The following is a 24,470-nucleotide window of genomic DNA, read 5'->3' as shown; positions in this document are numbered from 1 at the left end:
TTACCTACAATCAATTATAAATTAAATTAATGAGCCTAATCATTTGTCCCGGAATCCACGATGCAGAACTGACTGAAGGCTTCTTAAAAGGGTTGCGATGGGAAGGTTCAAATCAAAATTTGTTGATTTTTCCGGCTCACGACTACCCAGCTTATTCAGCTATTGACATATTGCAGTTTTTATGGAAAAGTTCGGTAAATTCTCCGGTAGTATTTATCAGTTTTAGTGCTGGTGTTGTAGGTGCCATTGGTGCAGCTTGGATGTGGCAGTTATCGGGAAGAAGCGTAAAGGCTTTTATTGCTGTAGATGGCTGGGGTGTTCCTTTAAGTGGCAATTTTCCGATTCACCGAATCAGCCACGATTACTTTACTTACTGGAGTTCCGCTGTACTGGGAACCGGGCAAGATAGTTTCTATGCCGATCCGTCAGTAGAGCATTTAGAATTATGGCGATCGCCTGAAACTGCACAAGGTTGGCGAGTAAGTTCAGGTAGTAGTACCCAAACGCGAACCTACACAACAGCAGCTGAGTTTTTAACTTGCTTGTTGCAACGGTACGGCAATGAGTAGTAATTTACAAACGATTTGCTTTAGTGAAACCATGCGCTTTAGAGCAATACCGCTTCGCTACCACACTCTCTTAAAAGTAAGCCTTTAGAGATATGAATTTTGGCTCTGATAAAATCAACCTGGTATTAGATTAATCAGGAAAATATTATTTATGCCTTATCAACAAATTGAGGAATTGCCAGATTCCGTAAGAAATCACCTACCCAAACACGCCCAAGAGATTTTCTTGGCAGCATTTAATAATGCTAACGAAGAGTACAAAGAGGAAGAAACTGCCTTTAAAGTCTCTTGGAGTGCCGTAAAGCGAGACTATGAAAAAGGAGAAGATGGTAACTGGCACAAGAAGCCAGAATAGAAAGAGATGTGAAAGCGATCGCTACCACTAATTTAGTATAAAAATATTAGCTGTGTGGCATATTTAGATAAAGTTATACACCCAAGAGATTGGCTTTGACTAACAGCAGTCGCCTACTACCACAAACCGATCTGCCTCTTTCACCCAGGCTGACCTTGCCAACAATGTACGATCTACCTAGCGAAGATTCAGAGGAACCGGATTTGTCTGACGAATATCACGGATATCAGCCGCCACTATATAAGACAAACTTTCCAGCCTACTAACAGCGATCGCATCCCCATCTCCTGAAGCGCGATCGCTCTCTTTAATTTATATCTACTCACAACAAAATCCCCCAAATTTACCTCCTCTTTTTAAGGGAGTACATTTGGGGGATCAAAATAATCAAATTGCGATTAGCGGATTGGGGGACAGGGAACGGGTGGGAACCCTCCCGCCTCAATCACGAAGTCATCGAAATCCTCATCTTTTCCTGGTTGGGGTAGCCCTGCATCATCCCAAGCGATGCGAACACCAGTAATTTCTTGGTTCGTGCCATCATCCAAACGGCCATTAAACGCAGCTGCTAAGTTGGTGGTGGATCTGACACTGCGGCGAGTTTGACCTGTAGGGCTAACAGATTCCAGGTAGAAAGCATACCGAGTATTCGCCTTAAAAGTATATTCACTGAGTCGATTTTGTACAGCGCCCCCATCAACTGTCCCCAGAAAATCGATTGCCGTGCCAATATTGTTTTGACCGGGCGAGGAAGGCTGAGGCTGGCCGCTTCCGAAGGCGTCATAGGGTTTGACTTCCTGAAACAGCACTGTCTGTTCACCCGTATCTAAATTGACAACGCCAAGCGTTGATAGATAAGCTCCGTGGGACTCTTTGAATTCAAATTCAACCGTCGTATCTACCGGAAACTGGACAGCTTCATTGCCAAACATATCTTCAGCGTGAACGGGTGTTGCCACGCCCACAAACCCAACCGCGATCGCTCCCAGTAGCCACTTGAACCTGGCGGTTCTACCGTTTTTACGCTTCATCTGCCTCATCGTAATTATTGCTCCTGCTCACACTAGAATGACTCTGCAACTGACAACCGAACCTCTACCAAGTCCGCAAACCGGAGTTGGCTCTAGAAATGTCTTTTTGCTGCAAAGTAGTTCTCAAGTTTTCTACTTCTGCCCTTAACTGCTCTAGCCGCTGACACGCCTGGGGAACAGGGGGTGGTGTTTGAGGCTGTCGCGTAAACCGGCGGCTAGTGGGAGTTTGTTCTGTCAGAGCAGCTCCGCAGGCTTGAAAGGCTGCTTGTGACTCCTGGTTAAGCCGGGTAATATTTGCGGTTAGCTCCGGATCTAACTTGTCATCAGTATCAAAAACGGGCGCCGTGTTGTTCCAGATATTAGTTCCCGTGATGTCAGAATAACTACGGTCGGCTCTTGCAGGCGCAGCAATACCCAGCGCCACAATTGATAAGCCAACAACCCAACCTAGAGATTTTATGGTGTGCATTTGGCGTACTCCTTAAAACTTCAATGCTGTCCCAACACCTAATACAAACCGAGAGCCATCACCGGCACCTGCAATGTCGCGCAAGGCTGGAGTAATCACAAAAGGAAAGTTTTTGAAGGGAGCGATGGAAAGACCCAATGCTAAGTCCTGTCCAGTCCATTCCGCAATCAAACTAACAGGTCGAACAACTCGAACTGCTAAATTTCCAAACACGTTGATATTGTTTTGACCGGCATCAACCGCACCGTTGGAACGGAACTGTCCATCACCGACACCAACCGTAACAGCAACGCGACTGAAAGCATTATTGAGAGATTCTCGTGTTCGGAATACTTTGGTAACAACTCCATATTTAGATTGTTCAAAGTCGTTGCGACCAATATTTAGAAAGCCATTCCAGCCTAATGCTGCTGAGACATCTCCCCCAAATCGACGATGTAGCTTGCCATTAAAACCACCTTCGCCAAAGCTGTCATTTGTAGCTAAAGCGTAAGATAGTTCTACTCCCACGGCTTTATTGGCATTGCCTAAGCCGATGCCTATCCCCGCAGCCCCTACAGAACCGCTATCTTCTCGCACGCTAGGTTGATACGTGCCGCTGATAAAGGCGGTGTTTCTATCTGCACCATAGCCAACTGGGATATAGATACTTAAGGCTGGCGAAGATTCAAATTCCTGGATTGGTGCTGGCAACGCTAGCGGCGCAACAGGTTCCGGACTCGGACAGCGTTCTGTACCCTGTGTTGTCAATCCTTGAGCGACTTGATAAGTTGCAGATTCATTCCTTTGGGAGGCACAGGTATTGCCGGCTTTCGGTTTTGTTGCCATTAACTGGCTAGCTTGTACCGTTGACGAGTTAGCGATCGCCTCATCTGGACGGAGTGCCTCAGCCTTGGATGTAAATACACCTCCACTGGGTATCATTCGTTCATTTACAGCCGCTTCGTTAACAGTTTCCCCGTTTCGGAAGGAAGCTAAATCAGAAGCTGTCCTGGCGGATTCAGGCTGGTTAACATCAGAACCTGTTGATGAGTCTGTGAGGATGTTATTGGGGGGAAGCGCCGCAGCTTCAGAGATTTCTGCCAAATCGGTTTGGGGGGCAGCTGCCAATGCTGGAAGTTGCCTTGCAGCTAATTCTGGGGCATTTTGAGAAGGCAGCGGAAATTCCTGCCTGGGTGCCAATCCTGGCTTTTGTTGCACTTCTGGGATAGCGATCGCTGTCATACTCCTGGGAGTGACCACCGAGGTGACAACACTCCCCTCATTGGTCACGGCTTCCTGGTGAGAACCAGAACCTTCATAACTCGGACTTTCACTTGCTTGGGCTATCATCCCTCCAGCTACAAGAGCAGCTAAAGTACAAACAGCAACACTAGGAAAACGCATAAATTAAGCCCTACTAAACTCACACCGCTCTGATCGAGAAGTCGGTCTTCCCACATAGTTGAATAGATACCTATACAGAGTTGGGCGCGTTTATCCGCAGCAATAAGGATGCAAATTTTGCCTGGATCTAAGTAAAAATCTTCGCTTCAAATTCCGATCTTCTATCCACAAACCGAAGCGTTACCTCTTTTCAGCGATGCTTCACCGATATAAACTAGCCATGTCGCTATCCGTATTTACGACATGATAGTTTTCCTCGCCCTACTAGCTTTCTACGTCGCCTGGAACTTGGGAGCAAACGACGTTGCTAACTCGATGGGAACGTCGGTAGGGTCAAAAGCTGTCACGCTGCGGCAAGCATTGATAATTGCTGGTATCTTAGAATTTACAGGTGCGGTGTTGTTCGGTCGTGCGGTATCCGAAACACTGGCGACGGGAGTTGTAAAGCCGGAAGTGTTCGCTGATGCACCCCAGATTTTACTAATCGGGATGGTTTCGGTGCTAATAACCTGTGGTTTGTGGCTGCAATTTGCCACAAGTAAAGGCTTGCCAGTAGCGTCATCTCATGCTGTAGTAGGCGCGATCGCAGGCTTTAGTTGGGTAGCCGTTGGTGTTGGTGCTATAGACTGGTCATCAATCGGGTTAATTTCCTTCGCTTGGGTAATAACGCCTGTGGTGAGTGGCGCGATCGCCGCCTTGTTCTACAGCGTGGTAAAACGTTGGATACTCGATCAACCCGATCCCTTATTTCGCTTGCGCGAGTGGATTCCCTGGTTGAGTGCGACGCTGTTAGGCATCTTTGGCACAATCGTTCTACCGCCAGTAAGTAAACCTATAGACACTCTACTTACAGACAGATTCGGGATAAATCTTCCCACTCACGATATTCCCCTCTTAATAGGCGCGATCGCTACCTTTTCCCTCACCTGGTACAGTTGGCAACAATTAGATAGTGGCGGCTGGAAAGAAGAAAAGTCTAAATTCCCCGATCCTCTGGAACAACAAATGGCGCGGTTTCAGCTACTGAGTGCTTGCTTTGTCGCCTTTGCTCACGGTTCCAATGATGTCGGGAATGCGATCGCTCCCTTAGCTGCGATCGCCTACATCAATCGTACAGGTTCCGTTCCCGTAAATGGCTTCAGCGTTCCCCTATGGATTTTGGTACTCGGCGGCGCTGGTATCGTTGCAGGTCTTGCGGTTTGGGGTAAAAAAGTTATAGCTACCATTGGCGAAGGAATCATTCCCCTACAGCCCAGTAGCGGCTTCTGCGCCGAACTCGCCACCGCCACCACCATCTTAGTTGCCTCCCGCTTCGGCTTACCCGTCTCCACCTCCCACGCCCTTGTTGGCGCTGTAGTTGGCATTGGCGCGATTCAAAGCTGGAAGTCCATCCGCTTCCAAACCCTGCAATCTATAGCTCTCGCTTGGCTGATTACCCTTCCCATTAGTGCTGCTCTAGGAGCAATAATCTTTTTGGGGTTGCGTTTGGTAGCGACTTGAGTGTTGCGTCTCTTAAAGCTGAATTTTGAACTAAACTGCTCGCATCCTATACTAATAGCAAACAAATAACGCACCTAACCCATAGGCAAAATCCGACTTTTGAGAGAAATTTACAATACTTTTAAGAGTATTTTGACAAAATAATGGGAATAATAAATAAAACTATAAGCAGACAAAGTTACAAACAAGCTTCCTTATAGCCAACAGCATCGAGGTTATACGCTAATGGTGCAACTGGACAACGATCAACCTGAAAAGTATGGCAAAGGGGATTCCACAGCCGCCGAAAACCTCCTGAGAGCAATGATTCAGGAACTTGAAAATTTACAGCAAAACCTCATCGTCCAGTTGAATCAAGACGTTGAGCGGCTACAAGCTGAAAAATCCCGCTTAATCGCTGAGATTGACAATTTGCAAACTCAGCGTCAGCAATTGCCATCTTCATTACAAGACCCTCCATCCCAGGAACAAGGCGCACAGCAGCAATATTTGGTCAGTCAACTCACCCAAGCGCTGGCAGAGCATCTACAAGAGATATTGATGCAGCGGCTGTCTCAGCAAAGCGGTAGCTCCTATCGACCTCTGAGCGGCTCTGCTGGTGACAATTTGTCGCCTTCGCCGAACGAATACAACGAGAGTGCTAATCGCATACTTGCATCCTTGGATACAACGCTGAGGACGACCTTTAAAACGCTGCAACAAGACATCAGCAGCTATCAAAGTTCCTTCTCCCAGCAACTCTCCCGGATGCACAGCTTGGAGCAACAAGGAGAGGCGATTTTAGAGGCTCTTGTCAATCGTCTGAACGACCAACTCAAACTACAAGCGAGTGCGCTGCCATTAATCCAGCCATCAGACCGAGAGAATGTAACCGAACCTGAACGCGATCGCCAACGCCTGCCAGAAGCTAGTCCTATCCCATTACAGATTCCAGGTGCCCCATTACCACTTTCTCGCCAAACTAAACCAACTTCCCAAAACCAACTCGGTTTACTGCTGGTATTAATTTCTACCGTGGCGTTGTCCATTCATAACGTTGTTGTTCAGGTCGTCGGTAGAGAAAGCAACATTTTTGGCGCGTTCCTCTTCGGAGGATTCATCAAGCTGAATTTGGGCAACTCGCTGTTAATTTTGTGGCTCCGCATGATAGTAGTGTTGCCACTGATGGCAATATTCGCCACAGGACTCTATCCCAACGTTTGGAGGGATATCAGGAAGTTTTTATTCGACCCAAACCGTCGAGGACTGTTGACGGTTGTAGGGAGTGGCTTCTTCCTGTTTTTGTCGCAGGTGCTAATTTATATCGCCATCTCGCAAATTGGGCCTGGGGTTGCGGTGACAATTCTGTTTATGTATCCTCTTGTCACCGTCCCGCTAGCATGGCTGTTTTTTGGCGATCGCCCGACTCTCCTCCGCGTCGGAGTGATGATTGCTATTTCTGTGGGTGTTATCCTCGCTGCATTTCCTAAAATCTTCCCGGCGGGTGGTACTGGAGTGCCGGGTATTTCCCCTGTGGGAGTTGGCACAGCCGCAGTCTCAGGTATAGCCTTTGCTTTATACCTGATTTTCATGCAACTCGGCTTTAAAAGACTTCATCCCGTACCCGTCAGCTTAATTCAGTTCTCAACCATCTTTGTCCTCTCTAGCCTCAGCCTAATGTTGCCGTTACCGGGAAATTTCGCTGTCCAGCTTATTCCAGATCGGCGATTTGGTTTGATAATCGGTGGCGTGGTATTGGGTATCTTGACTCTCGTGGGCTACCTGTTGAACAACTTTGGAGTGCGCTTCTTGGGTGCAGCAAGAGCCTCAATCGTCGCTTCTAGCGGCCCAGTGCTGACGGCTGTTTTGGCATTTGTAATTATTCCCAGCGCTCAGAATGCGTTGCAGCCAATATCAATTACGGGAATATTACTGGTTACATTAGGAGTATTTGCCCTAAGTTTTGAACGGCTACTGGTTCAGAATAAACCGCAGCAACCTGCGAAATAAATACAAAAATTCCAATTAGTAGGGTGGGCAATGCTCACCCTTTTTTATTAAGAGGATAGGCAGCGATCGCATATTTCTCTACATAAATTGGCAAGCGATCGCTGATTACATAAATAGGAAAATTATTAAAAGTACAATCAAATATTCCATACAAAGAGGTGTACAAAAAGTGAAAATTTTTGTACACCTTTTATAGGATAGATTGTAAAACGGAGAGGGTGGGATTCGAACCCACGTTAAGTTGCCCTAAACAGCATTTCCAGTGCTGCGCCTTCAACCACTCGGCCACCTCTCCAGGGGATTTATTATTTTTGAGTTTAGCAGCTTTAAGCTGCGATTTTTAATAATACACTATTTTTATGACAAATTACCACACGATTCGGATACATCATCGCCAGAAGGGTACTTATCACGAGCTGCAAGTGCCGGAAGACCGCTATATTCTGAGCTTCGTGGAGCAGCAGGGCGTGGAGTTACCTTTTTCTTGTCGCAATGGAGCTTGTACTGCCTGCGCCGTGCGCGTGCTTTCTGGGGAAATCCATCAGCCAGAGGCTATGGGGCTTTCTCCGGAACTGCGCGACAAGGGTTATGCTCTTTTGTGTGTAAGTTATCCTAGATCCGACCTGGAGGTGGAAACGCAGGATGAGGATGAAGTCTACGAACTCCAGTTTGGGCGCTATTTTGCCAAGGGCAAAGTCCGCGTCGGCTTACCTCTGGATGAAGAATAGAATCACGCAAAAGCTAAAAGAAAAAAAACTTTTCTTTTGCGTTTTACCTTTTCTTGCTTGCCTTATGTTAGCGGGTTGTCAACCGAAAGAAACCCCGACAGGAGTAACCGTTAAGGTGGAGCGGGTTATCAGCGGGCAAACCCTGGAAGTAGTGGACACTAGCAAGCCATCAGCGTTGATTGAGAGGGTACGGTTGCTGGGAATTGAGGCACCGGATATGAAACAACAGCCTTGGGGAACGGCGGCGCGAGAAAAGCTCAAGCAGCTGATTGGTGGGCAAATCGTTTTGTTAGAGTCGGAGGGATCAACCAAAGATCAGTTTGAGCGCACCTTGGCTTATGTATGGAAAGATGGGATGTTGGTGAATGAGCAGCTGGTGGTAGAAGGGTATGTGTATGTACCGCGAAGTATTAACAACAAGTATGAGCAAAGGCTAACCAATGCCCAAGAATTCGCCCGACTTATGGGAAAAGGCATTTGGAACCCGGAAAAACCCATGCGCTTGACCCCAACTGAGTTTCGTCGGCAAAATCGGTAATGGCTAATGGCTAATTGTTCAACAGCCATTGGCCATTAGCTATTACCCATTAGCCATTAGCCAAAAAACCAAACAAATGAGCAACCATACCCCCGACCAATTGCAAATTTTCTTAGATATTGCTACTGAGGCGGCGCTAGCTGGTGGTGCCGTATTGCAAGCCTACTGGGGCAATTTAGAAGCAGTTCAAGAAAAAGGACGACCAGGCGACTTGGTGACAGAAGCCGATAAAGCTGCTGAAACGGCAATTTTGGCGGTGATTACTCGCCATTTTCCCGAACATCAAATCTTGGCAGAGGAATCTGGTCAACTGGGAGATACAACCAGTGAATATCTCTGGGCAATTGACCCGCTCGATGGTACAACAAATTATGCTCATCAGTATCCTTTTTTCTCTTCTTCCGTGGGATTACTAATTGACGGAATTCCCCAAGTTGGTGTTATTTACGATCCGTTTCATAATGAGTTGTTTCGCGCTGCTAAAGGGTTAGGATCAACTTGCAATCGTCGCCCTATTCGAGTTTCCAAGACCGACCAGTTAAGCAAGAGCCTGCTTGTCAGTGGCTTTGCCTATGACCGACGGGAGACTATTGATAATAATTACGCTGAGTTTTGTCACTTGACTCATCTTACTCAGGGCGTAAGGCGTAGCGGTTCTGCATCCATCGATCTCGCTCATGTTGCCTGTGGACGGGTGGATGGTTACTGGGAGAGGGGTCTACAACCTTGGGATATAGCAGCGGGGATAGTAATTGTGGAGGAATCTGGTGGTAAATTGACCGCCTACGATGGTAGCCCGTTAGTTATTAGTTCTGGTCGAATTTTGGCAACAAATAGTTATATTCATTCCTCACTCAGTCAAGAACTTTCGCAAGTTACTCCCTTAAGTGGATGGGAAAGTGCGGGAAATCAACTAACTCGGTAAGCAAAGTCACACATGGTTTAATAAAGGGAAGTAAACTAGAAGAATTATTTGGCTTTGATGGTGGGATAGCGGGCTATGTCATTTCGCATCGAACGTGGACTTTTTAAGTTAGATTTTATCGACCACCACGCAGTTTTAGGGGTGCCAGTGGATGCGGGGGTCAATGACATCCGCAAACGATATCTCAAAATTGCTCGTAGCTTACATCCAGATAGTTGCAAAGCGGAAAAAGCAGCCGAAAAACAGTATGCAAGCCAACTGTTGTCAAAGTTGGTAAATCCTGCCTATGAACAACTTTCTGCTGAGCGCAGTCGGGCAGAATATGTTGTGATGCTAGGGCGTATGGGTAAGCGCTTGGCTGGGGAATCGGCTAATATCCAACCCCAAAGTGAAATTGCCCAGAAATTAGCTGCTGCTGGTGGGGATTTAGACCACAGCTACAAAACTGCACTGCAAAACTTGGCACAAAAGCAGTATGAATCGCTGGGTCAAGTCAAGGAAGCGATCGCGCAAATCAGCGAACTCAATATGGTCTATCTGAGGCGCAAAGAAAGCAAAGGTGAGGGTGTTAAAGCCGGGATGCAGCCAGCGAAAGCAGCAGTAAACCCAACGCCCACGACGAACACCGCAACGACTTCCACCCCTGGAAATGCTGGTGCTGCATCTGGGAAAGCAACCGGGACTGCAACTGGAACTACAATGGTAGATCCATTTTGCCGTCGCGCTGAAGAGCTGATCAGTAAAAACCAGTTTGCTAAGGCAGAGATAGAATTGCGGGAAGCTCTAAAAATGGAGCCAAATAATAGCCGCTGTCACAGCTTATTAGGGATGGTTTATTTAAAGCAAAATCCCCCAAAGGTGACAATGGCTAAAGTGCATGTCACCCAAGCTTTGAAATTAAACCCCCAAGACCCGATGGCGCAAGAGGTCAAGCAAACACTAGAGAAGCTGACGCAAAAAACTGCGGGTAGCAAGACAACGACACCACCCAAGCCATCAGCGGGTAAACCAGCTCCAGGCAAGCCAGAGGATAAATCAGGCGGCTTTTTTGGTATGTTTGGTAAGAAAAAGTAAATTAGAGACTGAGAATTGGGAATTGGGGATTAGGGATTAGGGATTGGGAAGCCTTGAATATTCTTCGCCTAGTAAAGAGTCCCCAGTCCCCAGTCCCCAGTTCCCAGTCCCCAGTCCCTATTCCCGAATTTAACAATGGTTTATCAACCCCCATCAGGCGCGAGAGATTTACTGCCCCTCGATGTCGCACAAAAACGCTGGATTGAACATCGGTTGCAGCAGGTGTATCATCGGTGGGGCTATCACCGGATTATTACCTCAACTCTGGAACGGCTGGATACGTTGATGGCAGGTGGAGCTATTCAACGCTCGACGGTAATCCAGATACAGGATGCTGAGGAAGGAACTCTGGGACTGCGCCCAGAGTTGACGGCTTCTATTGCTCGTGCATCTGTGACGCGCATGGCTGGTGTCGCCTATCCGCAACGTCTTTACTACAACGCTAACGTGTTTCGGCGATCGCTTGGAGGAAATTACGGACGCAGAGAGGAGTTTTACCAGGCGGGAGTAGAACTGTTGGGGTCTGGGGGCGTGTTAGCAGATGCAGAAGTGCTGCTGTTGCTGCGCGACTGCATGAATTGTCTGGGTTTGAGTCAGTGGCGCGTGGTGTTGGGAGAAGCAGGTTTGACGCGATCGCTTCTTTCCCCATTTCCCGCCGAGCTGCAAGATAAAGTAAGACGCGCGATCGCTCATCTCGACCGCATCACCCTGGAAACTCTGCCTCTGTCGCCAGAATTGCGCCAAAGAGCTTTATTTCTCTTTGAACTGCGCGGACACCCAGCTGAAGTGCTACAACGAGTTTCAACCCTTGATTTAGCTGCATCTGAGCGAAATATAGTTAATAATCTCAAATCGCTCGTTGAACTGCTTGCTGACTCAAACTTTCCCCTAACTCTGGATCTCAGCTTGATCCAAACCTTTGATTATTACACGGGCATTGTGTTTGAAATCACCAGCGACACAGACGCGCCAGCACGAATTTTGGGACAAGGCGGGCGTTACGACGAATTGCTAGGACTATATCATCCTCTGGGAAAAACTTTTCCCAGTATTGGGTTTGCGCTCAATATTGAAGATTTATACCAAGTTTTGCTTTCCCGCCCCGGAATGCCCCGCCAAACGCCTGCAAATGATTGGTTGGTCGTCCCTGAGACACCAAAAGCATACATGGCAGCTTTCGCCTATGCCCAAACTCTCAGAGATTCTACTCATCTGGTGCGGGTGGAGATGGAATTAGGAGAGCGAAGCAAGGAAGATTTGCGAGAATATGCCCGCAGCCGTCGCATAAGTCACATTGCGTGGGTAAAAGCTCAGGGTGCTGCTGAAATTGAAGCAGTAAGGTAGATTTTAAACGCTCTAGTACGCAAAGGTTAGCTCAGAGGTGGCGCTGTCGCGCCGCTTCGCTAACGTAGAAAGTTTTCTCTTTTGCTAACCTTTGCGTTTTAAAAAGCTATTTTGATTAAAGGACTTTGGTAGGCTATAGACAGCAGTCTGTCCATCCTAAGAAAGAGAACACCGTGCCGCATACTATTGTTACTAATATCTGTGAAGGCGTTGCTGATTGTGTCGATGCCTGTCCAGTCGCCTGTATTCACGAAGGCCCCAGTAAGAATACTAAGGGTACTGACTGGTATTGGATTGATTTTGCCACTTGCATTGACTGCGGTATTTGCCTACAGGTATGCCCAGTAGAAGGAGCAATTGTTCCAGAAGAACGCCCTGATTTGCAAAAAACACCGTAATATTGCTAATGGCTAATTGCTAATTATTTTAAAGCCATTAGCCACTAGCCATCCTGACCTTAGCCAATCTTCCAATGATTAATGAACCTTTATTAGAAGTTGAAAATGTCCACGCTGGATATGTCAAAGATTTAGATATCCTGCAAGGTATAAATTTCAAGATTTATCCCGGTGAATTGGTCGCCGTAATTGGCCCTAATGGTGCTGGAAAATCAACTCTGGCAAAAACTATCTTTGGGCTATTAACTCCCCATAAAGGGAAAATTACTTTTAATGGTGAGAATATTGCTGGCTTAAGGTCGGATCAAATTGTTCAGCGGGGGATGTGCTATGTACCTCAAATTTCTAATGTTTTCTCCTCGCTGACGGTGGAAGAAAATCTAGAGATGGGTGCGTTTATTCGTAAGGTCCCTTTGCCACCTCTGAAAGATAAAATATTTTCTATGTTTCCCGTACTAGCTAATCGTCGTCGTCAGCGTGCGGGAACTCTCTCTGGAGGAGAAAGGCAGATGTTGGCGATGGGAAAGGCTTTGATGTTAGATCCCAGTTTGTTGCTTTTGGATGAGCCTTCCGCCGCTTTGTCTCCCCTACTCGTAAACAATGTTTTTGAGCAGATTCAACTTATCAATCAAACGGGTAAAGCAATTGTGTTGGTAGAGCAGAATGCCCGAAAAGCTCTGGCGATGGCACATCGGGGTTATGTGTTGGATACTGGACGCGATCGCTTCTCTGGCCCCGGTACAGAATTATTAAATGACCCCAAGGTGGGAGAACTTTATCTAGGTGCGGGTAAAGCTCATTAAATTACGTCTATTCCACTCTGGGGCTATACAAACATAGTTCGCTTTGACGGATTTTTGGGCGATATTTTTTTTGTATTAAAGCCTATACAAATTTTGCTTTGCAAGGTATATTTATACAATGGAAATCCGTGCGCTCATATATACTAATTAGATTAGCAAATACACAACTTTGTTATCTAAGTCTAGCCAAATCTATTGCTTGTCACCTTTTTCGCAGGCAAAAGTCCTAAAAATCTTTTTTCCTAGTATAGATGCGACCATTTTTGACAGAATTACAACCACATTCTGAATAAGTCGCCACAGAGTCAAAAATTTTATTTTGGTTGTCTATCACTACATATTTCTAAAGGCGCGATCGCATTTCTAATCTGTATACTTAGGATTAGAAATGCGTAACTCCGCCTTTAGGTGTTAGGTTTCTATATTCTACTTATGGAGCTAAGCGGATTCGAACCGCTGACCCCCTCAATGCCATTGAGGTGCTCTACCAACTGAGCTATAACCCCGTGCGGTGCTTTATTATTATGCCTCAAATTTTGGTAAGTCGTCAAGTTGTTTCGGAAAGACTTTTAATAAAATGAGCAGGGGTGCTGAGCAATATTGTTGATATACCCCATGTAGCTATTCATCAAAAAATATACGACTAACATAGCAGCAGCCGACAACGCCACCAAAGTTCCAGCCAGCATCAGAGAAAATTCCTGTTGGTCGAAGGCTTCCTGCATCAGGTGCAGCGACCATGCCACTAACGCAACATCAAAAATTAAAATACCTATCAACATTTTTTAAGTTTCGTAACACTTCTTTTATTCTAATATATACAGATGAACAGATTGATGCTACAAATCGATCGCTTCCTCTCCCTGAAGACAGAGTTTGCACTGCTATTACATACGCACTGTTACTTGATTCTCTGCTAAATAAGTTTTAATTTCTGATACAGTGAGTTCTCCGTAGTGTAACAGGGAAGCAAGAAGAGCAGCTTCCGCTTTACCTTCGGTTACGGCATCGTAAATGTGGCTGCAATTTCCTGCTCCGCCAGAGGCAATAACTGGAATCTGCACTTGCTTGGCAATAGTGCGCGTCAAGTCCAAGTCATAGCCAGCCTTGGTTCCATCAGCATCCATACTGGTGACAAGTAGTTCACCTGCGCCGCGTTGCTCGACTTCCTTCGCCCAAGCGATCGCATCTATTCCAGTATTTTCTCGCCCACCGCGCACGTAAACATCCCAGCCGGGATTAACTGGGTCTTGCCGTCGTCGTGCATCAATTGCTACAACAATACACTGGTTGCCAAAGCGATCGCTTGCCCGGTTAATAAACTCTGGCTCTCGTACCGCCGCTGAATTTATGCTGACTTTATCTGCTCCCGCCCTTAACAATTGTTTAATAGTCTCTAAGGATTGAATTCCCCCACCTACCGTGAGGGGGATAAACACCTGCTCAGCAGTGCGGTATACGACATCAAAAATAATGTCCCGTTCTTCGTGAGAAGCCGTAATATCCAGAAACACCAACTCATCTGCACCCGCATCGTTATAAGCTTGTGCCAGTTCCACCGGATCGCCTGCATCTTGGAGGTTAACAAAATTAACACCTTTGACAACTCGCCCCGCTTTCACATCTAAGCAAGGCAGTATTCTTTTTGCCAGCATGACAATCCCCTACAGAATGTAATCATAATGAGAGCCTATCTAATGTAAACCTTTTGTGTCTTCCTGCTTAAGTGGTTTTTTTACAACAAATTTTTAATCATGGCGATAATTTCTTCTAAACAACAATCTCAAGAACCCGAAAAGCAACCTAAACGCTCTCGCGAGTCATCTGGTAGCTATAAATCCCCCAAAGCACCGCCAGAAGAGATTTTGCAGCCAACAGCGATGCTAGACGAAACCGAGAAGCAGGAAGAAGGGCTACGACCAGGGCGACTAGCAGATTATATCGGGCAAAAAGACCTCAAGGCAGTTCTAGAGATTGCCATCGAAGCGGCGAAAGGTAGAGGTGAGACGATGGATCACTTACTGCTGTATGGCCCCCCAGGTTTGGGGAAAACAACCATGTCGCTGATTTTGGCGACGGAGATGGGCAGCAGTTGTAAAATTACCTCAGCACCAGCTTTGGAGCGTCCCCGCGATATTGTGGGGATACTAATGAGTCTGAAGCCGGGGGATATTATATTTATTGACGAAATCCATCGATTGAGCCGGATGACAGAGGAATTGCTTTATCCGGCGATGGAGGACTTCCGGTTAGATATTACGATTGGTAAGGGTCAAACCGCTAAAACTCGCAGTTTACCGCTACCGCCATTTACTCTAGTGGGAGCAACGACGCGGGTGGGATCGCTGTCTTCGCCGTTGCGCGATCGCTTTGGGTTAATCCAACGGTTACGCTTTTATGAGTTGGATGAACTGATTTTAATTGTGCAGCGTACTGCCGAACTTCTGCAAGCTCCCGTTACGCCTGATGGTGCTGAAGAAATTGCTCGTCGCAGCCGTGGAACTCCCCGAATTGCCAATCGCCTTCTTAAACGGGTGCGAGATTTTGCTCAGGTAAAGAAGCTTGGAGAAATTACGCAGCCTGTTGCGGTAGAAGCTTTGGAAGTCTTCGGTGTAGATCCGATGGGTTTGGATTGGGCGGATCGTTTGATGCTGGGAGTAATGATAGAACAGTTTAATGGGGGGCCAGTGGGTTTGGAAGCGATCGCTGCCGCAACTGGCGAAGATTCCCAAACAATTGAAGATGTTTATGAGCCATATTTGTTGCAAATTGGTTATTTGCACCGAACACCTCGTGGTCGCGTTGCTACTCCAAATGCGCGCAAGCATTTAGGGTATGAGTAGTCCTTAGCAATGGACAATGATATTGAAGAGATTAGGGAGGCTCTGCCTCGCTTCAAGGAGATTTACAAGGGAAAATAATTTATGATGCGTCTGATTCTAGCTTTATTGAGTGTTCTGCTGATTTTTGTCTCCTCTGGGTGGGTGAATGTCCCGACAGCGATCGCGCAAGAACAATCTTCCACTTATACTGAGGCTCAGTTGCAGGAAGGAGATGAGCTGGCGGCTAAAGCTTTTACCGCTACGAATGCAGGCGACTTTGCTACGGCTGAAGGGTATTGGACACAACTGATTGAGCGATTTCCCGACAATCCGGCTATTTGGAGTAATCGGGGAAATTCTAAGATCAGTCAGAATAAATTGCAAGATGCGATCGCAGACTTTAATAAATCTATTGAAATCGCTCCGAATGCACCAGACCCGTTTCTAAATCGCGGTACTGCTTTGGAAGGGTTAGGACAGTGGGAAGATGCGATCGCTGATTACAATCGAGTCTTGGAAATTGATCCCAACGATGCAATGGCATACAATAATCGCGGAAATGCCAAAGCAGGACAGGAACACTGGGAAGAGGCGATCGCAGATTATCAAAAAGCCGCCGATTTAGCCCCAAATTTTGCTTTTGCCAGAGCTAATTATGCGATCGCTCTTTATCAAACAGGTCAGAAAGACGAAGCGATTCGCACTATGAAGAATATAGTCCGCAAGTATCCGCAATTTCCGGATATGCGTGCTGCTCTCACAGCTGCTCTCTGGGAACAGGGAAAGCGAGGTGAAGCGGAGAGTAACTGGGTGGCGACTGTCGGACTTGATTCTCGCTACAAAGATTTAAATTGGGTGAAGAATGTTCGCCGCTGGTCTCCGGCGATGGTAGCAGCTTTGGAGAAGTTCCTGAAACTGCAATAAAGAAACTCGGTTTCTAAAAGAAACCGAGTTTCCTACTTTCGGTATAGAGCTTCGGTATAGCCAAGCATCGCTTTTAATGCTATTTTAGCAGCGCGCTCGGTATTTATCTTAGCAGGTTTGAGGAGCAATTGGTTGTCAACAACCTGGTTCGAGAGATACTTTGCTCAATTCGTTCCAGGTTTTAGCACCCACAATTCCATCTGCAACTAAGCGATGGTCTTGTTGGAAGGCTTTTACAGCTGCATCTGTGCGAGAGCCAAATATGCCGTCTATCAAAAATTGGTCATAGTAGCCATTGCAAGTTAGAACCCGCTGTAGCATTCTAATAGCCAGCCCAGATTGACCAAGACGCAGAGTGGGTAGATCGATAGTGGTAGTTGCTTGATTGTTGATCGGTTGAGACTGTTGTGTGGATGGCATGGATTGTTGGTCGTTGAAACTTTTCTACACTACCAATCTACTTAGAGCGATCGCGTTTCCCCACCGCCCATCCTGGTGAAAACGCGATCGCCCATTTGGGTGATTCCTATCTGTAGAAACCTCGGAAACGTCTCTACAAAACCTAACCGATCCCTTCGATGACAGGATGGAAGTAGAAGGCAAATCCCAAAACAACATAAGCCGCTAATAGCAGCGTACCCTCTAGCCAATTCGAGCGACCATCGGAACTAATCGAATTGGCAATCAATACAGACACAGCCACAGCTACCAACTCAAAGGGATTAAAATCCAAATCCATCGGTTTACCTAGTATCCAACCTGCCAAAACCAAGACCGGAGCCACAAACAAGGCAATTTGCAAACTTGATCCCAGCGCCACAGAAACGGAAAGATCCATTTTGTTTTTCATCGCCACAGTGACTGCTGTCGCGTGTTCAGCAGCATTGCCAATAATAGGAACCAAGATCACCCCTGTAAACAGCGCCGTTAATCCTAGTTGGGAAGTAGCTTCTTCCAGAGTGGTTACAAGTAATTCTGACTCTACAGCCACTAGCAGCGTCGCTCCTAATAGCACCCCAACCCACAACGGCAGGTTAACTTTGTGTTCCGGGGATTCTTCGGCTAGATTTGCCTCGGCTAACTCAACTAAATCCTGCTCAGCCAAAGCCACATCGTAGAGATAGGCGTGGGTTTTCATGGAAAATAGCAGCGTCAACCCGTACACGGCAATTAACACTACAGCGACGGCGATCGAAAGTCGCTGGATGGTGGCTTCATCGATCCCAGTAGAGGTATAGTCCACCGCGGTTGGCAGCAGCAGCGCAATTACTGCCAAATTCATCGAGGAAGCATTCACCCGCGCCACAATCGGCTGAAATTCCTGCTCTTTGTAGCGTAAGCCTCCTAAGAGCATGGAAAAGCCCATAACTAACAACAAGTTCCCGATGATGGAGCCTGTGATACTGGCTTTGACAACATCCACCAGCCCCGCATTCAGAGCAACTAGGGCGATAATCAGTTCGGTAGCGTTGCCAAAAGTAGCGTTTAACAAACCTCCTAGTGAGGGACCTAGGACTACAGCAATTTCTTCTGTGGCTGTCCCCATCCAAGCGGCGAGGGGAATGATGCCTAAGCAGGCTGTGATGAAGATTAGCGCCGATCCCCACTCCAGAAAGTGACCTGCAATGGAGACGGGAATAAACAGCAAGAGGATAGATAAGATTGTGTTGAGAGACAGCATCTAAGGATTTTGGATTTTGGATTTTGGATTTTGGAGTGATTTTAGGGGAGATTAATTCTTCCCCAAACAGCGCGTGATTTTGGAGCGATTTTAGGGAAGCCGGAGAAACTTCGCCGCCAATGATTGGCAAGGTGCCATCTTACAGGCTTTGCTTAGTTCGGTAGGATCGACTTTTTATCAAAGTCTCGTGTCTAGGATACTCGGTTGTTAAGCGTTCTGGGTTTTTGGCGGCTGGGTCTGTAACGGAATATAACTTTAGATGCAGGATTCCTTAAGAAAAATCAATTTAATATTCAATTACATGAATTTACTGCTCAAGGAATAGCGTTGTTGCGGTTGAATCATGTAAGTTGCAAGTTACACCCAAAGCTTTTCCAATTCATTCGCTGATCCTCCCATGAGGGGAACGCAAGTTGCTCATCGGTACGAGCGATCGCTCTTTTCCGGTCGCTAATAACAGCTAAAGGGAGCTAAACGGAAAAAGCCAGCCCCTAATAGCTAAGGTTGTCTATCTTAGTGAGCCAATAATTGCTCAATAATCTTAAGTCTTTTACAAATTGGATGCGATCCCATGACTTCTGCTGCTGATATTCCAGCTTCAATGTATGCTGCCCAGGAGACAGTCGCCTCAGAAGCTACTGATCCCCTGAAAACTGCTAATGGCGTTTATGTAACTGTCCACGGTCATTTTTACCAACCGCCCCGCGAAAATCCTTATCTAGATGCTATTGAACGACAGCCGAGTGCGGCTCCTTTCCACGACTGGAACGAACGGATTCACCACGAATGCTATCGCCCGAATGCCTTTGCCAGAGTCTTGAATGACCGCGGCGAACTCGTGGAGATCGTGAATAACTATGAGTATTTAAGCTTTAATATTGGCCCAACGCTGATGTCGTGGCTGGAACGCTACGATGTGGAAGTTTATCAGCGGATTGTGGAAGCGGATCGCAAAAGTTGCGATCGCCTCAACGGTCACGGGAATGCGATCGCGCAAGTCTACAATCACATCATCATGCCCCTCGCCAACGAGCGAGACAAACAGACTCAAATCCGCTGGGGTAAGGAAGATTTCCGCTCTCGCTTCGGGCGTGATCCCGAAGGAATGTGGTTAGCGGAAACTGCTGTTGACTATGCAACCTTAGAAGCATTAGTCGCCGAGGGCATTAAGTTTATTGTTTTAGCACCTTCGCAAGCTGAACGTTGTCGCTTGATCCCCACCGACGAGCAACCAGTAACTCAATGGCTGGAAGTCGGCGGCTCTCAAATCGATCCCACTCGTCCTTACCGCTGTTACCTAAACGGGAATAGGGGACTGGCAATCGGGGACTGGGAACTGGGGGATCGTCTTCCCTCCCCAACCACTGATCCCCAATCTCTCCCCTACATCGATATCTTTTTCTACGATGGCCCGATATCGCGGGATATGGGATTTAACGATGTACTGGGTTGGGCGGGTACGTTTGCTGGGCGCATCGGTTCAGCGGTGCGCGGCGACCATCGCCAGTCGCAATTAATTTCTGTAGCTACAGATGGCGAAACTTTTGGACACCACAAAGGCGGTACGGAGAAAACCTTAGCTTTTGCCTTTACCCACGAACTTCCCCGGCGCGGCTGGACTGTCACCAACTATGCCCATTACCTAAGCTTGAATACCCCTAAATGGGAGGTGGAACTTAAGCCGGTGACGGCTTGGAGTTGCGCTCACGGGGTAAATCGCTGGCAGGATGACTGCGGTTGCGGCGGCGAAGGGGGTGTTTGGCACCAGAAATGGCGTCGTCCCCTGCGGACTGCTCTCGATTGGTTGCGGGATCAGCTGGCTAAAGTTTATGAGGAGCATGGAAAGCAGGTTTTCCGCGATCCCTGGCAAGCGCGGGATGAATATATCCAGGTAATACGTGATCGCTCACCTGCCAATGTCGAAAAATTCCTCACCCGCCACCGTTCGCGCAAACTTACCGCCGCTGAACAGGTAGACGCCCTGCGCCTGTTGGAAATGCAGCGCCACAGCCTGTTAATGTACACCAGTTGCGGTTGGTTTTTTGAAGAACTTTCTCGACCCGAAGGAACGCAGATTTTGCGCTACGCTTCGCGTGCGTTGGAACTAGCGGGAGATGTCTCTGGTATCCAGCTAGAAAAACCATTTATCAAGCGCCTCTCCCAAGCTGCTAGTAATGTTGAATTGTTCAAGCACGGTGCTGAAGTCTACCGCCAGCTAGTCGTAACTGCCCAGATTACTATGGAGCAAGTGGCGGCGCACTATGCCATCAGTTCTCTGTTTACGACTTATCCCGCACAACAGCGGATTTACTGCTACGATGCCCATCAGTTAGATTACCAATTGCAACGCATGGGATCGCTGACTCTGGCTGTGGGGCAGCTGCGGCTGGTTTCAGAGATTACCTGGGAAAGCACTCATTTAGTCTTTGCAGTTCTCCATCTGGGGGGTTGGGATTTCCACTGCTGCATTCAACCATTTGCAGGTCGTCGTACTTACAGCCATCTCAAAGATAAGCTGTTTGCATCGCTGCAAGAAGCTAGTGCGGCTCACGCTATCCTGGCGATGAGTCAACTGTTTAACGGTCACTCGTTCAACTTACAGAAGTTGTTTCCAGAGGAGCGTCACCGGATTATGCGGCTGTTAAGTCACAACACTCTGACTCGGCTGGATCAGTTATATACACAGGTTTACCGGGATAATTATGGTGTTCTGATGGCGTTCCATCGCGACGGGTTGCCTGTACCACAAGAGTTGCAGGTAGCGGCAGAAGTGGCGATTTCTAACCGCGCCGCGATCGCACTCCAGGCGCTGGAGCAAGAAAACGGCGATCCCCAACAAAGTTTGAGTTACCTGGCAGAACTAGAAGCGATCGCTACCGAAGCCAATCATCTGCGCTGTCGTCTGAATATACCAGATGCAAAGCCAACTCTAGAGCAGTTGATATTGCGATCGCTCTGGCACCTCTTGCACGACTCTAACCCAGCCACTCTGTCGGCAGATGTCCAACGTTTAGAGCGCACGATTGAAGTTGCCAATAAACTCAACTTGGGCTTATCTATGTTCCGGGCGCAGGAGCTATACTTCAAATGTCTGCACAATCAAATTGTGCCTCAGTTGTCATCAGAAACTAACTCAAATTCGTCGCACCTACATCAGTTGCTACGCTTGGGTCAAAAGTTAGCTGTTGATGTCAGCGCCTGGTTGTAAAAAGGTTTTCATGTAAAAGGTAGAGACGTTAAATTTAACGTCTCTACCTTTTAATTAGTGATTTTGTGGATAATTAAAAGCCCCTCTCCTTTTAGGAGAGGGGTTGGTCAGAGGTGTTCACCACCCCAGAACTAACTAAACACGATTAGATGCGATCGCGTCTGACGTTTGTATCATCTACCGGAAGACTTCCGGAATCTACATCTAACTCTTCACGACGCAGCTGTTCTTGAGCGGTAACAGTGTCGTGTTCGACTTCTTTGTGGATTCTGACTTCCTCACGCACAAAGGCTTCCTTGTGAATGTCAGGAGTCTCCTCGTAAATTTCCATGTGTGCGACTTCGCCTTGACGGAAAGTAGCCTCGCCAGGAGCAACTGCCCTTCCAGCGTCTGCTGGAGTTACGCGCTCAACAACTACTCGCTCTTTCTCAATGGGTACGGAAACTCTTGCAGTTTCGGTTTCAACGTGCTTACCAACCGCCACTTCTGCGGTCTTAACGCGCTTTTTATTTGCAACCAGCCGCTCTTCGTACAGTTTGAGAGTTTGATGATCCTGCTCATTCATATTGTACAAATGTGCATCTTGCTGATAGTTGTAGCTATCGCGATCGTAAGCAGCAGTGGTAGGCGTAGCAGGGATATTCCCTGTCATCGGAGCCGCATAGGGCATAGGAGCTATCGGTGGTGCACCCATTGCAGCCGAAGCATCCAAAGGAGTTGTGGTGTTTATCTGTGCCGTTGTTTCCACATTTGGCTCTACAGATGATCCGCGATAAACTCCTCTCACCTGCTCTTCATAATCGTAATCAACCTTCAGGTCATCGCCGAACTCAGGTAAAGCCTCTGCTTGCTCTTTCGTCAGTCCTACAGCATAGACACGGCGATCATCATAGTCGATGCGAGAACGGCCAACTGGTAGCAATACTTTCTTGCCAAAAACCCAGAAGCCTGTATCTACAACCAGATATCGAAAATTCCCTTCTTCATCCACCATGATGTTTTTGACACTGCCAATCTTGTCATCATCTATGGATGAATAAACATCAAACCCTTTGATGTCATCACCGCCAAAAGTGTCCTGATAGTTTGTATCAAAGTCTTCGAGCTTGTAAAGAACCATATTTTATTTTCTCCTTCTTTTATTCACTTACTATCTAGCTTAAAAGTATTTGCGATCGCTCCATCTGGCTAGGGACTGACTTAATTAATTTTTATATATTGTACTTACAGCGGATGTCGAAAGTTTAAGCCCTTCTCTTCCCTGCCAAGCTGTTATTTAGTATTAACGTTATATTAAATTCCAATACATTCAATACATAACCATCTTAACGAATAACAAATTTTGCTCTATCATCTCCCTTAAGATAGTTTTTTAGCCAACCACCCGATAGAGATAAGAAAATTGAAATTAGCCCGGCTCTTAAAAAACTAAAAAAATGAGCAATTTCTAATTATCTCCAATCTTCTAATCTGCCTATAGATATATATTTCTCCATCGCCAGGGGGGGAATTAAAATCATCCGACAGGTAGACATAATTATATAAAAAAAATATTTGGAGGTATCTGTAAATGTCTAACTTCTCTCGTTGGTCATCAGCAAGTATAGCTTTGCTAACTTTAGGAGTAGCTGTGGGTACAATTGTCCCCTTGGTAACTTCGGATCTACAAAAGGTAATTGCGGCTCCAGAATCAGCAACTAGCTTTCCTGACATTCAAAATCATTGAGCGAGACCCTTTATTAAAGCTCTAGCTGAAAAAACATTCTTACTGGATACCTTGATGGAACATATAGACCAAATAAAACACTCGCTCGCGATGAATTTGCTGCGATAATTCGTCAAGCTTTTAATCAAAACTAGGTGGCACAGATACCCAGTGGAAGTGTATATAAGGATGTTCCTGTAGGCTATTGGGCAGCTCCGGCAATTGAGGAAGCCTATCAAACTGGGTTTATGACTGGCTATCCTGGCGGTTTCTTTCGCCCAAAAGGAGAAGTTTCCAAGGTTCAGGCAATAGTTTCCTTAGCGGAGGTTCTAGATGGCCCTTCTAGCCCTCCCACCGCATCTACAGCTCCAGCAGTTCCCACTCAAGCAACCAGAAACCCCACACTCAGACATCGAACAACCAAGAAGCGTTTATTTATGCCCTTGGCGACGACTTCCGCCGTCCCATCGGTGGCAAATAAGCAAACTATCTCGGATAGCGGTGCTGTCCCCACGGTGGCAAATAGCCAGACTACCCCGGATAGCGGTACCGCATCAAGCGTAGCTACAGGCCAAGGTGTGTTTCTTAACCGTCCTGCATCAGTGATTATTAGCGAATATTATGCAGACGCAGAGCAGATTCCTTACTACGCTATTAATGGTGTAGCCGAAGCCACAAAAGCAAATATTGTGGTTAACTATCCCGATCCAAAGGTTATTAATCCTAATCAACCTGCTACCCGTGGGGAGATTGCTGCTCTTATTCATCAGACCTTGGTTCGTCAGGGAAAGATACAACCTCTTGCTGGCAATGTAGAAGCTTCTAAGAGGATGTCTGAGAAGCCAGGAAAGCTCTCAAAACGATAACCTGTCAATAGCAAATTATCAGACAGCATTTTGAGAGCCATGACATCATCGTATCCGAGTAACTTGACCCAAGAACAATGGGAACTGTTATCCAGCTTGATTCCCAAAGCTAAACCGGGAGGTCGTCCGCGCACCGTAGATATGCAAGCAGTGGT

Annotated in this window: 25 protein-coding genes, 2 tRNA genes and 1 pseudogene; 18 read left to right on the top strand and 10 right to left on the bottom strand. The window is 46.9% G+C overall.

What is annotated here, in order from left to right:
- Nucleotides 1-29 precede the first annotated feature (29 nt).
- Both H6F66_RS22580 and H6F66_RS22575 read left to right on the top strand, forming a co-directional pair.
- On the top strand, nt 30-569 hold the full coding sequence (locus tag H6F66_RS22580) for a hypothetical protein (RefSeq protein WP_190425778.1): 540 nt from the start codon (nt 30-32) through the stop codon (nt 567-569).
- 151 nt (nt 570-720) lie between these two features.
- Nucleotides 721-924 carry a ChaB family protein gene (locus H6F66_RS22575; RefSeq protein ID WP_190425775.1) on the top strand — a complete coding sequence of 68 codons (204 nt, stop codon included), beginning with the start codon at nt 721-723 and terminating at the stop codon, nt 922-924.
- A 398-nt stretch (nt 925-1,322) separates the two neighbouring features.
- Here the strand turns inward: H6F66_RS22575 and H6F66_RS22570 are convergent, their stop codons facing one another.
- The 3 genes from H6F66_RS22570 to H6F66_RS22560 all read right to left on the bottom strand — a co-directional run bounded on the left by H6F66_RS22570 (nt 1,323) and on the right by H6F66_RS22560 (nt 3,810).
- Nucleotides 1,323-1,955, bottom strand: coding sequence for a hypothetical protein (locus tag H6F66_RS22570; RefSeq protein WP_206755804.1), 633 nt, complete (start codon nt 1,953-1,955; stop codon nt 1,323-1,325).
- Between the two features lie 64 nt (nt 1,956-2,019).
- Complete coding sequence (locus H6F66_RS22565; protein ID WP_190425769.1) at nt 2,020-2,424, bottom strand: hypothetical protein; 405 nt, start codon at nt 2,422-2,424, stop codon at nt 2,020-2,022.
- 12 nt (nt 2,425-2,436) lie between these two features.
- A complete protein-coding gene (locus H6F66_RS22560) occupies nt 2,437-3,810 on the bottom strand; it encodes a hypothetical protein (protein ID WP_190425764.1) in 1,374 nt (457 codons plus the stop codon).
- Between the two features lie 243 nt (nt 3,811-4,053).
- Here H6F66_RS22560 and H6F66_RS22555 point away from each other — a divergent pair, with 243 nt between their 5' ends.
- Both H6F66_RS22555 and H6F66_RS22550 read left to right on the top strand, forming a co-directional pair.
- Nucleotides 4,054-5,310 carry an inorganic phosphate transporter gene (locus H6F66_RS22555; protein ID WP_190425762.1) on the top strand — a complete coding sequence of 419 codons (1,257 nt, stop codon included), beginning with the start codon at nt 4,054-4,056 and terminating at the stop codon, nt 5,308-5,310.
- A gap of 225 nt (nt 5,311-5,535) precedes the next feature.
- Nucleotides 5,536-7,299 (top strand): EamA family transporter, encoded by a 1,764-nt coding sequence (locus H6F66_RS22550; protein ID WP_190425760.1) that lies wholly within the window; start codon nt 5,536-5,538, stop codon nt 7,297-7,299.
- Between the two features lie 210 nt (nt 7,300-7,509).
- On the opposite strand, the gene H6F66_RS22545 is transcribed toward H6F66_RS22550, so the two are convergent.
- A tRNA-Ser gene (locus H6F66_RS22545) sits at nt 7,510-7,594 on the bottom strand.
- Between the two features lie 64 nt (nt 7,595-7,658).
- Between H6F66_RS22545 and H6F66_RS22540 the strand changes: the two genes are divergently transcribed.
- The 7 genes from H6F66_RS22540 (at nt 7,659) to H6F66_RS22510 (ending at nt 13,109) form a co-directional block, all read left to right on the top strand.
- The gene (locus tag H6F66_RS22540; RefSeq protein WP_190425758.1) at nt 7,659-8,027 is read left to right on the top strand and encodes a 2Fe-2S iron-sulfur cluster-binding protein; all 369 of its coding nucleotides are present in this window, start codon (nt 7,659-7,661) and stop codon (nt 8,025-8,027) included.
- 64 nt (nt 8,028-8,091) lie between these two features.
- On the top strand, nt 8,092-8,565 hold the full coding sequence (locus tag H6F66_RS22535; protein ID WP_242019002.1) for a thermonuclease family protein: 474 nt from the start codon (nt 8,092-8,094) through the stop codon (nt 8,563-8,565).
- 76 nt (nt 8,566-8,641) lie between these two features.
- Nucleotides 8,642-9,490 carry an inositol monophosphatase family protein gene (locus tag H6F66_RS22530; RefSeq protein ID WP_190425754.1) on the top strand — a complete coding sequence of 283 codons (849 nt, stop codon included), beginning with the start codon at nt 8,642-8,644 and terminating at the stop codon, nt 9,488-9,490.
- Nucleotides 9,491-9,565: 75 nt separating this feature from the next.
- The gene (locus H6F66_RS22525; protein ID WP_190425752.1) at nt 9,566-10,564 is read left to right on the top strand and encodes a J domain-containing protein; all 999 of its coding nucleotides are present in this window, start codon (nt 9,566-9,568) and stop codon (nt 10,562-10,564) included.
- 135 nt (nt 10,565-10,699) lie between these two features.
- Nucleotides 10,700-11,908, top strand: coding sequence for an ATP phosphoribosyltransferase regulatory subunit (locus H6F66_RS22520; protein WP_190425750.1), 1,209 nt, complete (start codon nt 10,700-10,702; stop codon nt 11,906-11,908).
- Between the two features lie 173 nt (nt 11,909-12,081).
- The gene (locus tag H6F66_RS22515; protein ID WP_190425747.1) at nt 12,082-12,306 is read left to right on the top strand and encodes a 4Fe-4S dicluster domain-containing protein; all 225 of its coding nucleotides are present in this window, start codon (nt 12,082-12,084) and stop codon (nt 12,304-12,306) included.
- Nucleotides 12,307-12,380: 74 nt separating this feature from the next.
- A complete protein-coding gene (locus tag H6F66_RS22510) occupies nt 12,381-13,109 on the top strand; it encodes an ABC transporter ATP-binding protein (protein WP_190425744.1) in 729 nt (242 codons plus the stop codon).
- A gap of 433 nt (nt 13,110-13,542) precedes the next feature.
- On the opposite strand, the gene H6F66_RS22505 is transcribed toward H6F66_RS22510, so the two are convergent.
- The 3 genes from H6F66_RS22505 to hisF form a co-directional block, all read right to left on the bottom strand.
- Nucleotides 13,543-13,615: transfer RNA gene (locus tag H6F66_RS22505), tRNA-Ala, on the bottom strand.
- Between the two features lie 63 nt (nt 13,616-13,678).
- Nucleotides 13,679-13,891, bottom strand: coding sequence for a hypothetical protein (locus H6F66_RS22500; protein WP_190425742.1), 213 nt, complete (start codon nt 13,889-13,891; stop codon nt 13,679-13,681).
- A 105-nt stretch (nt 13,892-13,996) separates the two neighbouring features.
- A complete protein-coding gene (gene hisF, locus H6F66_RS22495) occupies nt 13,997-14,764 on the bottom strand; it encodes an imidazole glycerol phosphate synthase subunit HisF (protein WP_190425739.1) in 768 nt (255 codons plus the stop codon).
- A gap of 99 nt (nt 14,765-14,863) precedes the next feature.
- On the opposite strand from hisF, the gene ruvB reads away from it, so the two are divergent.
- Together ruvB and H6F66_RS22485 are read left to right on the top strand one after the other, a co-directional pair.
- Nucleotides 14,864-15,952 carry a Holliday junction branch migration DNA helicase RuvB gene (gene ruvB / locus H6F66_RS22490; RefSeq protein WP_190425736.1) on the top strand — a complete coding sequence of 363 codons (1,089 nt, stop codon included), beginning with the start codon at nt 14,864-14,866 and terminating at the stop codon, nt 15,950-15,952.
- A gap of 81 nt (nt 15,953-16,033) precedes the next feature.
- Nucleotides 16,034-16,855: a tetratricopeptide repeat protein gene (locus H6F66_RS22485; RefSeq protein WP_190425733.1), complete on the top strand. Its 822-nt coding sequence runs from the start codon at nt 16,034-16,036 to the stop codon at nt 16,853-16,855.
- Nucleotides 16,856-16,990: 135 nt separating this feature from the next.
- On the opposite strand, the gene H6F66_RS22480 is transcribed toward H6F66_RS22485, so the two are convergent.
- Nucleotides 16,991-17,275, bottom strand: coding sequence for a peptidoglycan-binding domain-containing protein (locus H6F66_RS22480; RefSeq protein ID WP_190425730.1), 285 nt, complete (start codon nt 17,273-17,275; stop codon nt 16,991-16,993).
- A gap of 142 nt (nt 17,276-17,417) precedes the next feature.
- Complete coding sequence (gene cax, locus H6F66_RS22475) at nt 17,418-18,536, bottom strand: calcium/proton exchanger (RefSeq protein WP_190425727.1); 1,119 nt, start codon at nt 18,534-18,536, stop codon at nt 17,418-17,420.
- Between the two features lie 571 nt (nt 18,537-19,107).
- Between cax and H6F66_RS22470 the strand changes: the two genes are divergently transcribed.
- A complete protein-coding gene (locus tag H6F66_RS22470; protein ID WP_190425725.1) occupies nt 19,108-21,744 on the top strand; it encodes a DUF3536 domain-containing protein in 2,637 nt (878 codons plus the stop codon).
- A gap of 145 nt (nt 21,745-21,889) precedes the next feature.
- Here H6F66_RS22470 and H6F66_RS22465 read toward each other — a convergent pair whose 3' ends face one another.
- A complete protein-coding gene (locus H6F66_RS22465; protein WP_190425722.1) occupies nt 21,890-22,864 on the bottom strand; it encodes a DUF2382 domain-containing protein in 975 nt (324 codons plus the stop codon).
- Between the two features lie 450 nt (nt 22,865-23,314).
- On the opposite strand from H6F66_RS22465, the gene H6F66_RS27845 reads away from it, so the two are divergent.
- From H6F66_RS27845 to H6F66_RS28580, 4 genes and pseudogenes are all read left to right on the top strand, one after another.
- Nucleotides 23,315-23,470 (top strand): hypothetical protein, encoded by a 156-nt coding sequence (locus H6F66_RS27845; RefSeq protein WP_199294852.1) that lies wholly within the window; start codon nt 23,315-23,317, stop codon nt 23,468-23,470.
- A gap of 35 nt (nt 23,471-23,505) precedes the next feature.
- Entirely contained in the window at nt 23,506-23,604 is a 99-nt protein-coding gene (locus tag H6F66_RS29515) for a hypothetical protein (protein WP_347269420.1), read from the top strand.
- Complete coding sequence (locus H6F66_RS22460; protein WP_199294854.1) at nt 23,605-24,315, top strand: S-layer homology domain-containing protein; 711 nt, start codon at nt 23,605-23,607, stop codon at nt 24,313-24,315.
- A 39-nt stretch (nt 24,316-24,354) separates the two neighbouring features.
- Nucleotides 24,355-24,470, top strand: a pseudogene (locus H6F66_RS28580) (IS5/IS1182 family transposase); the annotation flags it as partial.

Source organism: Trichocoleus sp. FACHB-6, from assembly GCF_014695815.1.
GTDB classification, from domain to species: domain Bacteria; phylum Cyanobacteriota; class Cyanobacteriia; order Cyanobacteriales; family FACHB-T130; genus Funiculus; species Funiculus sociatus.
The sequence above is the reverse complement of the archived record's forward strand: the minus strand, read 5'-3'. Positions and strand labels throughout refer to the sequence as shown.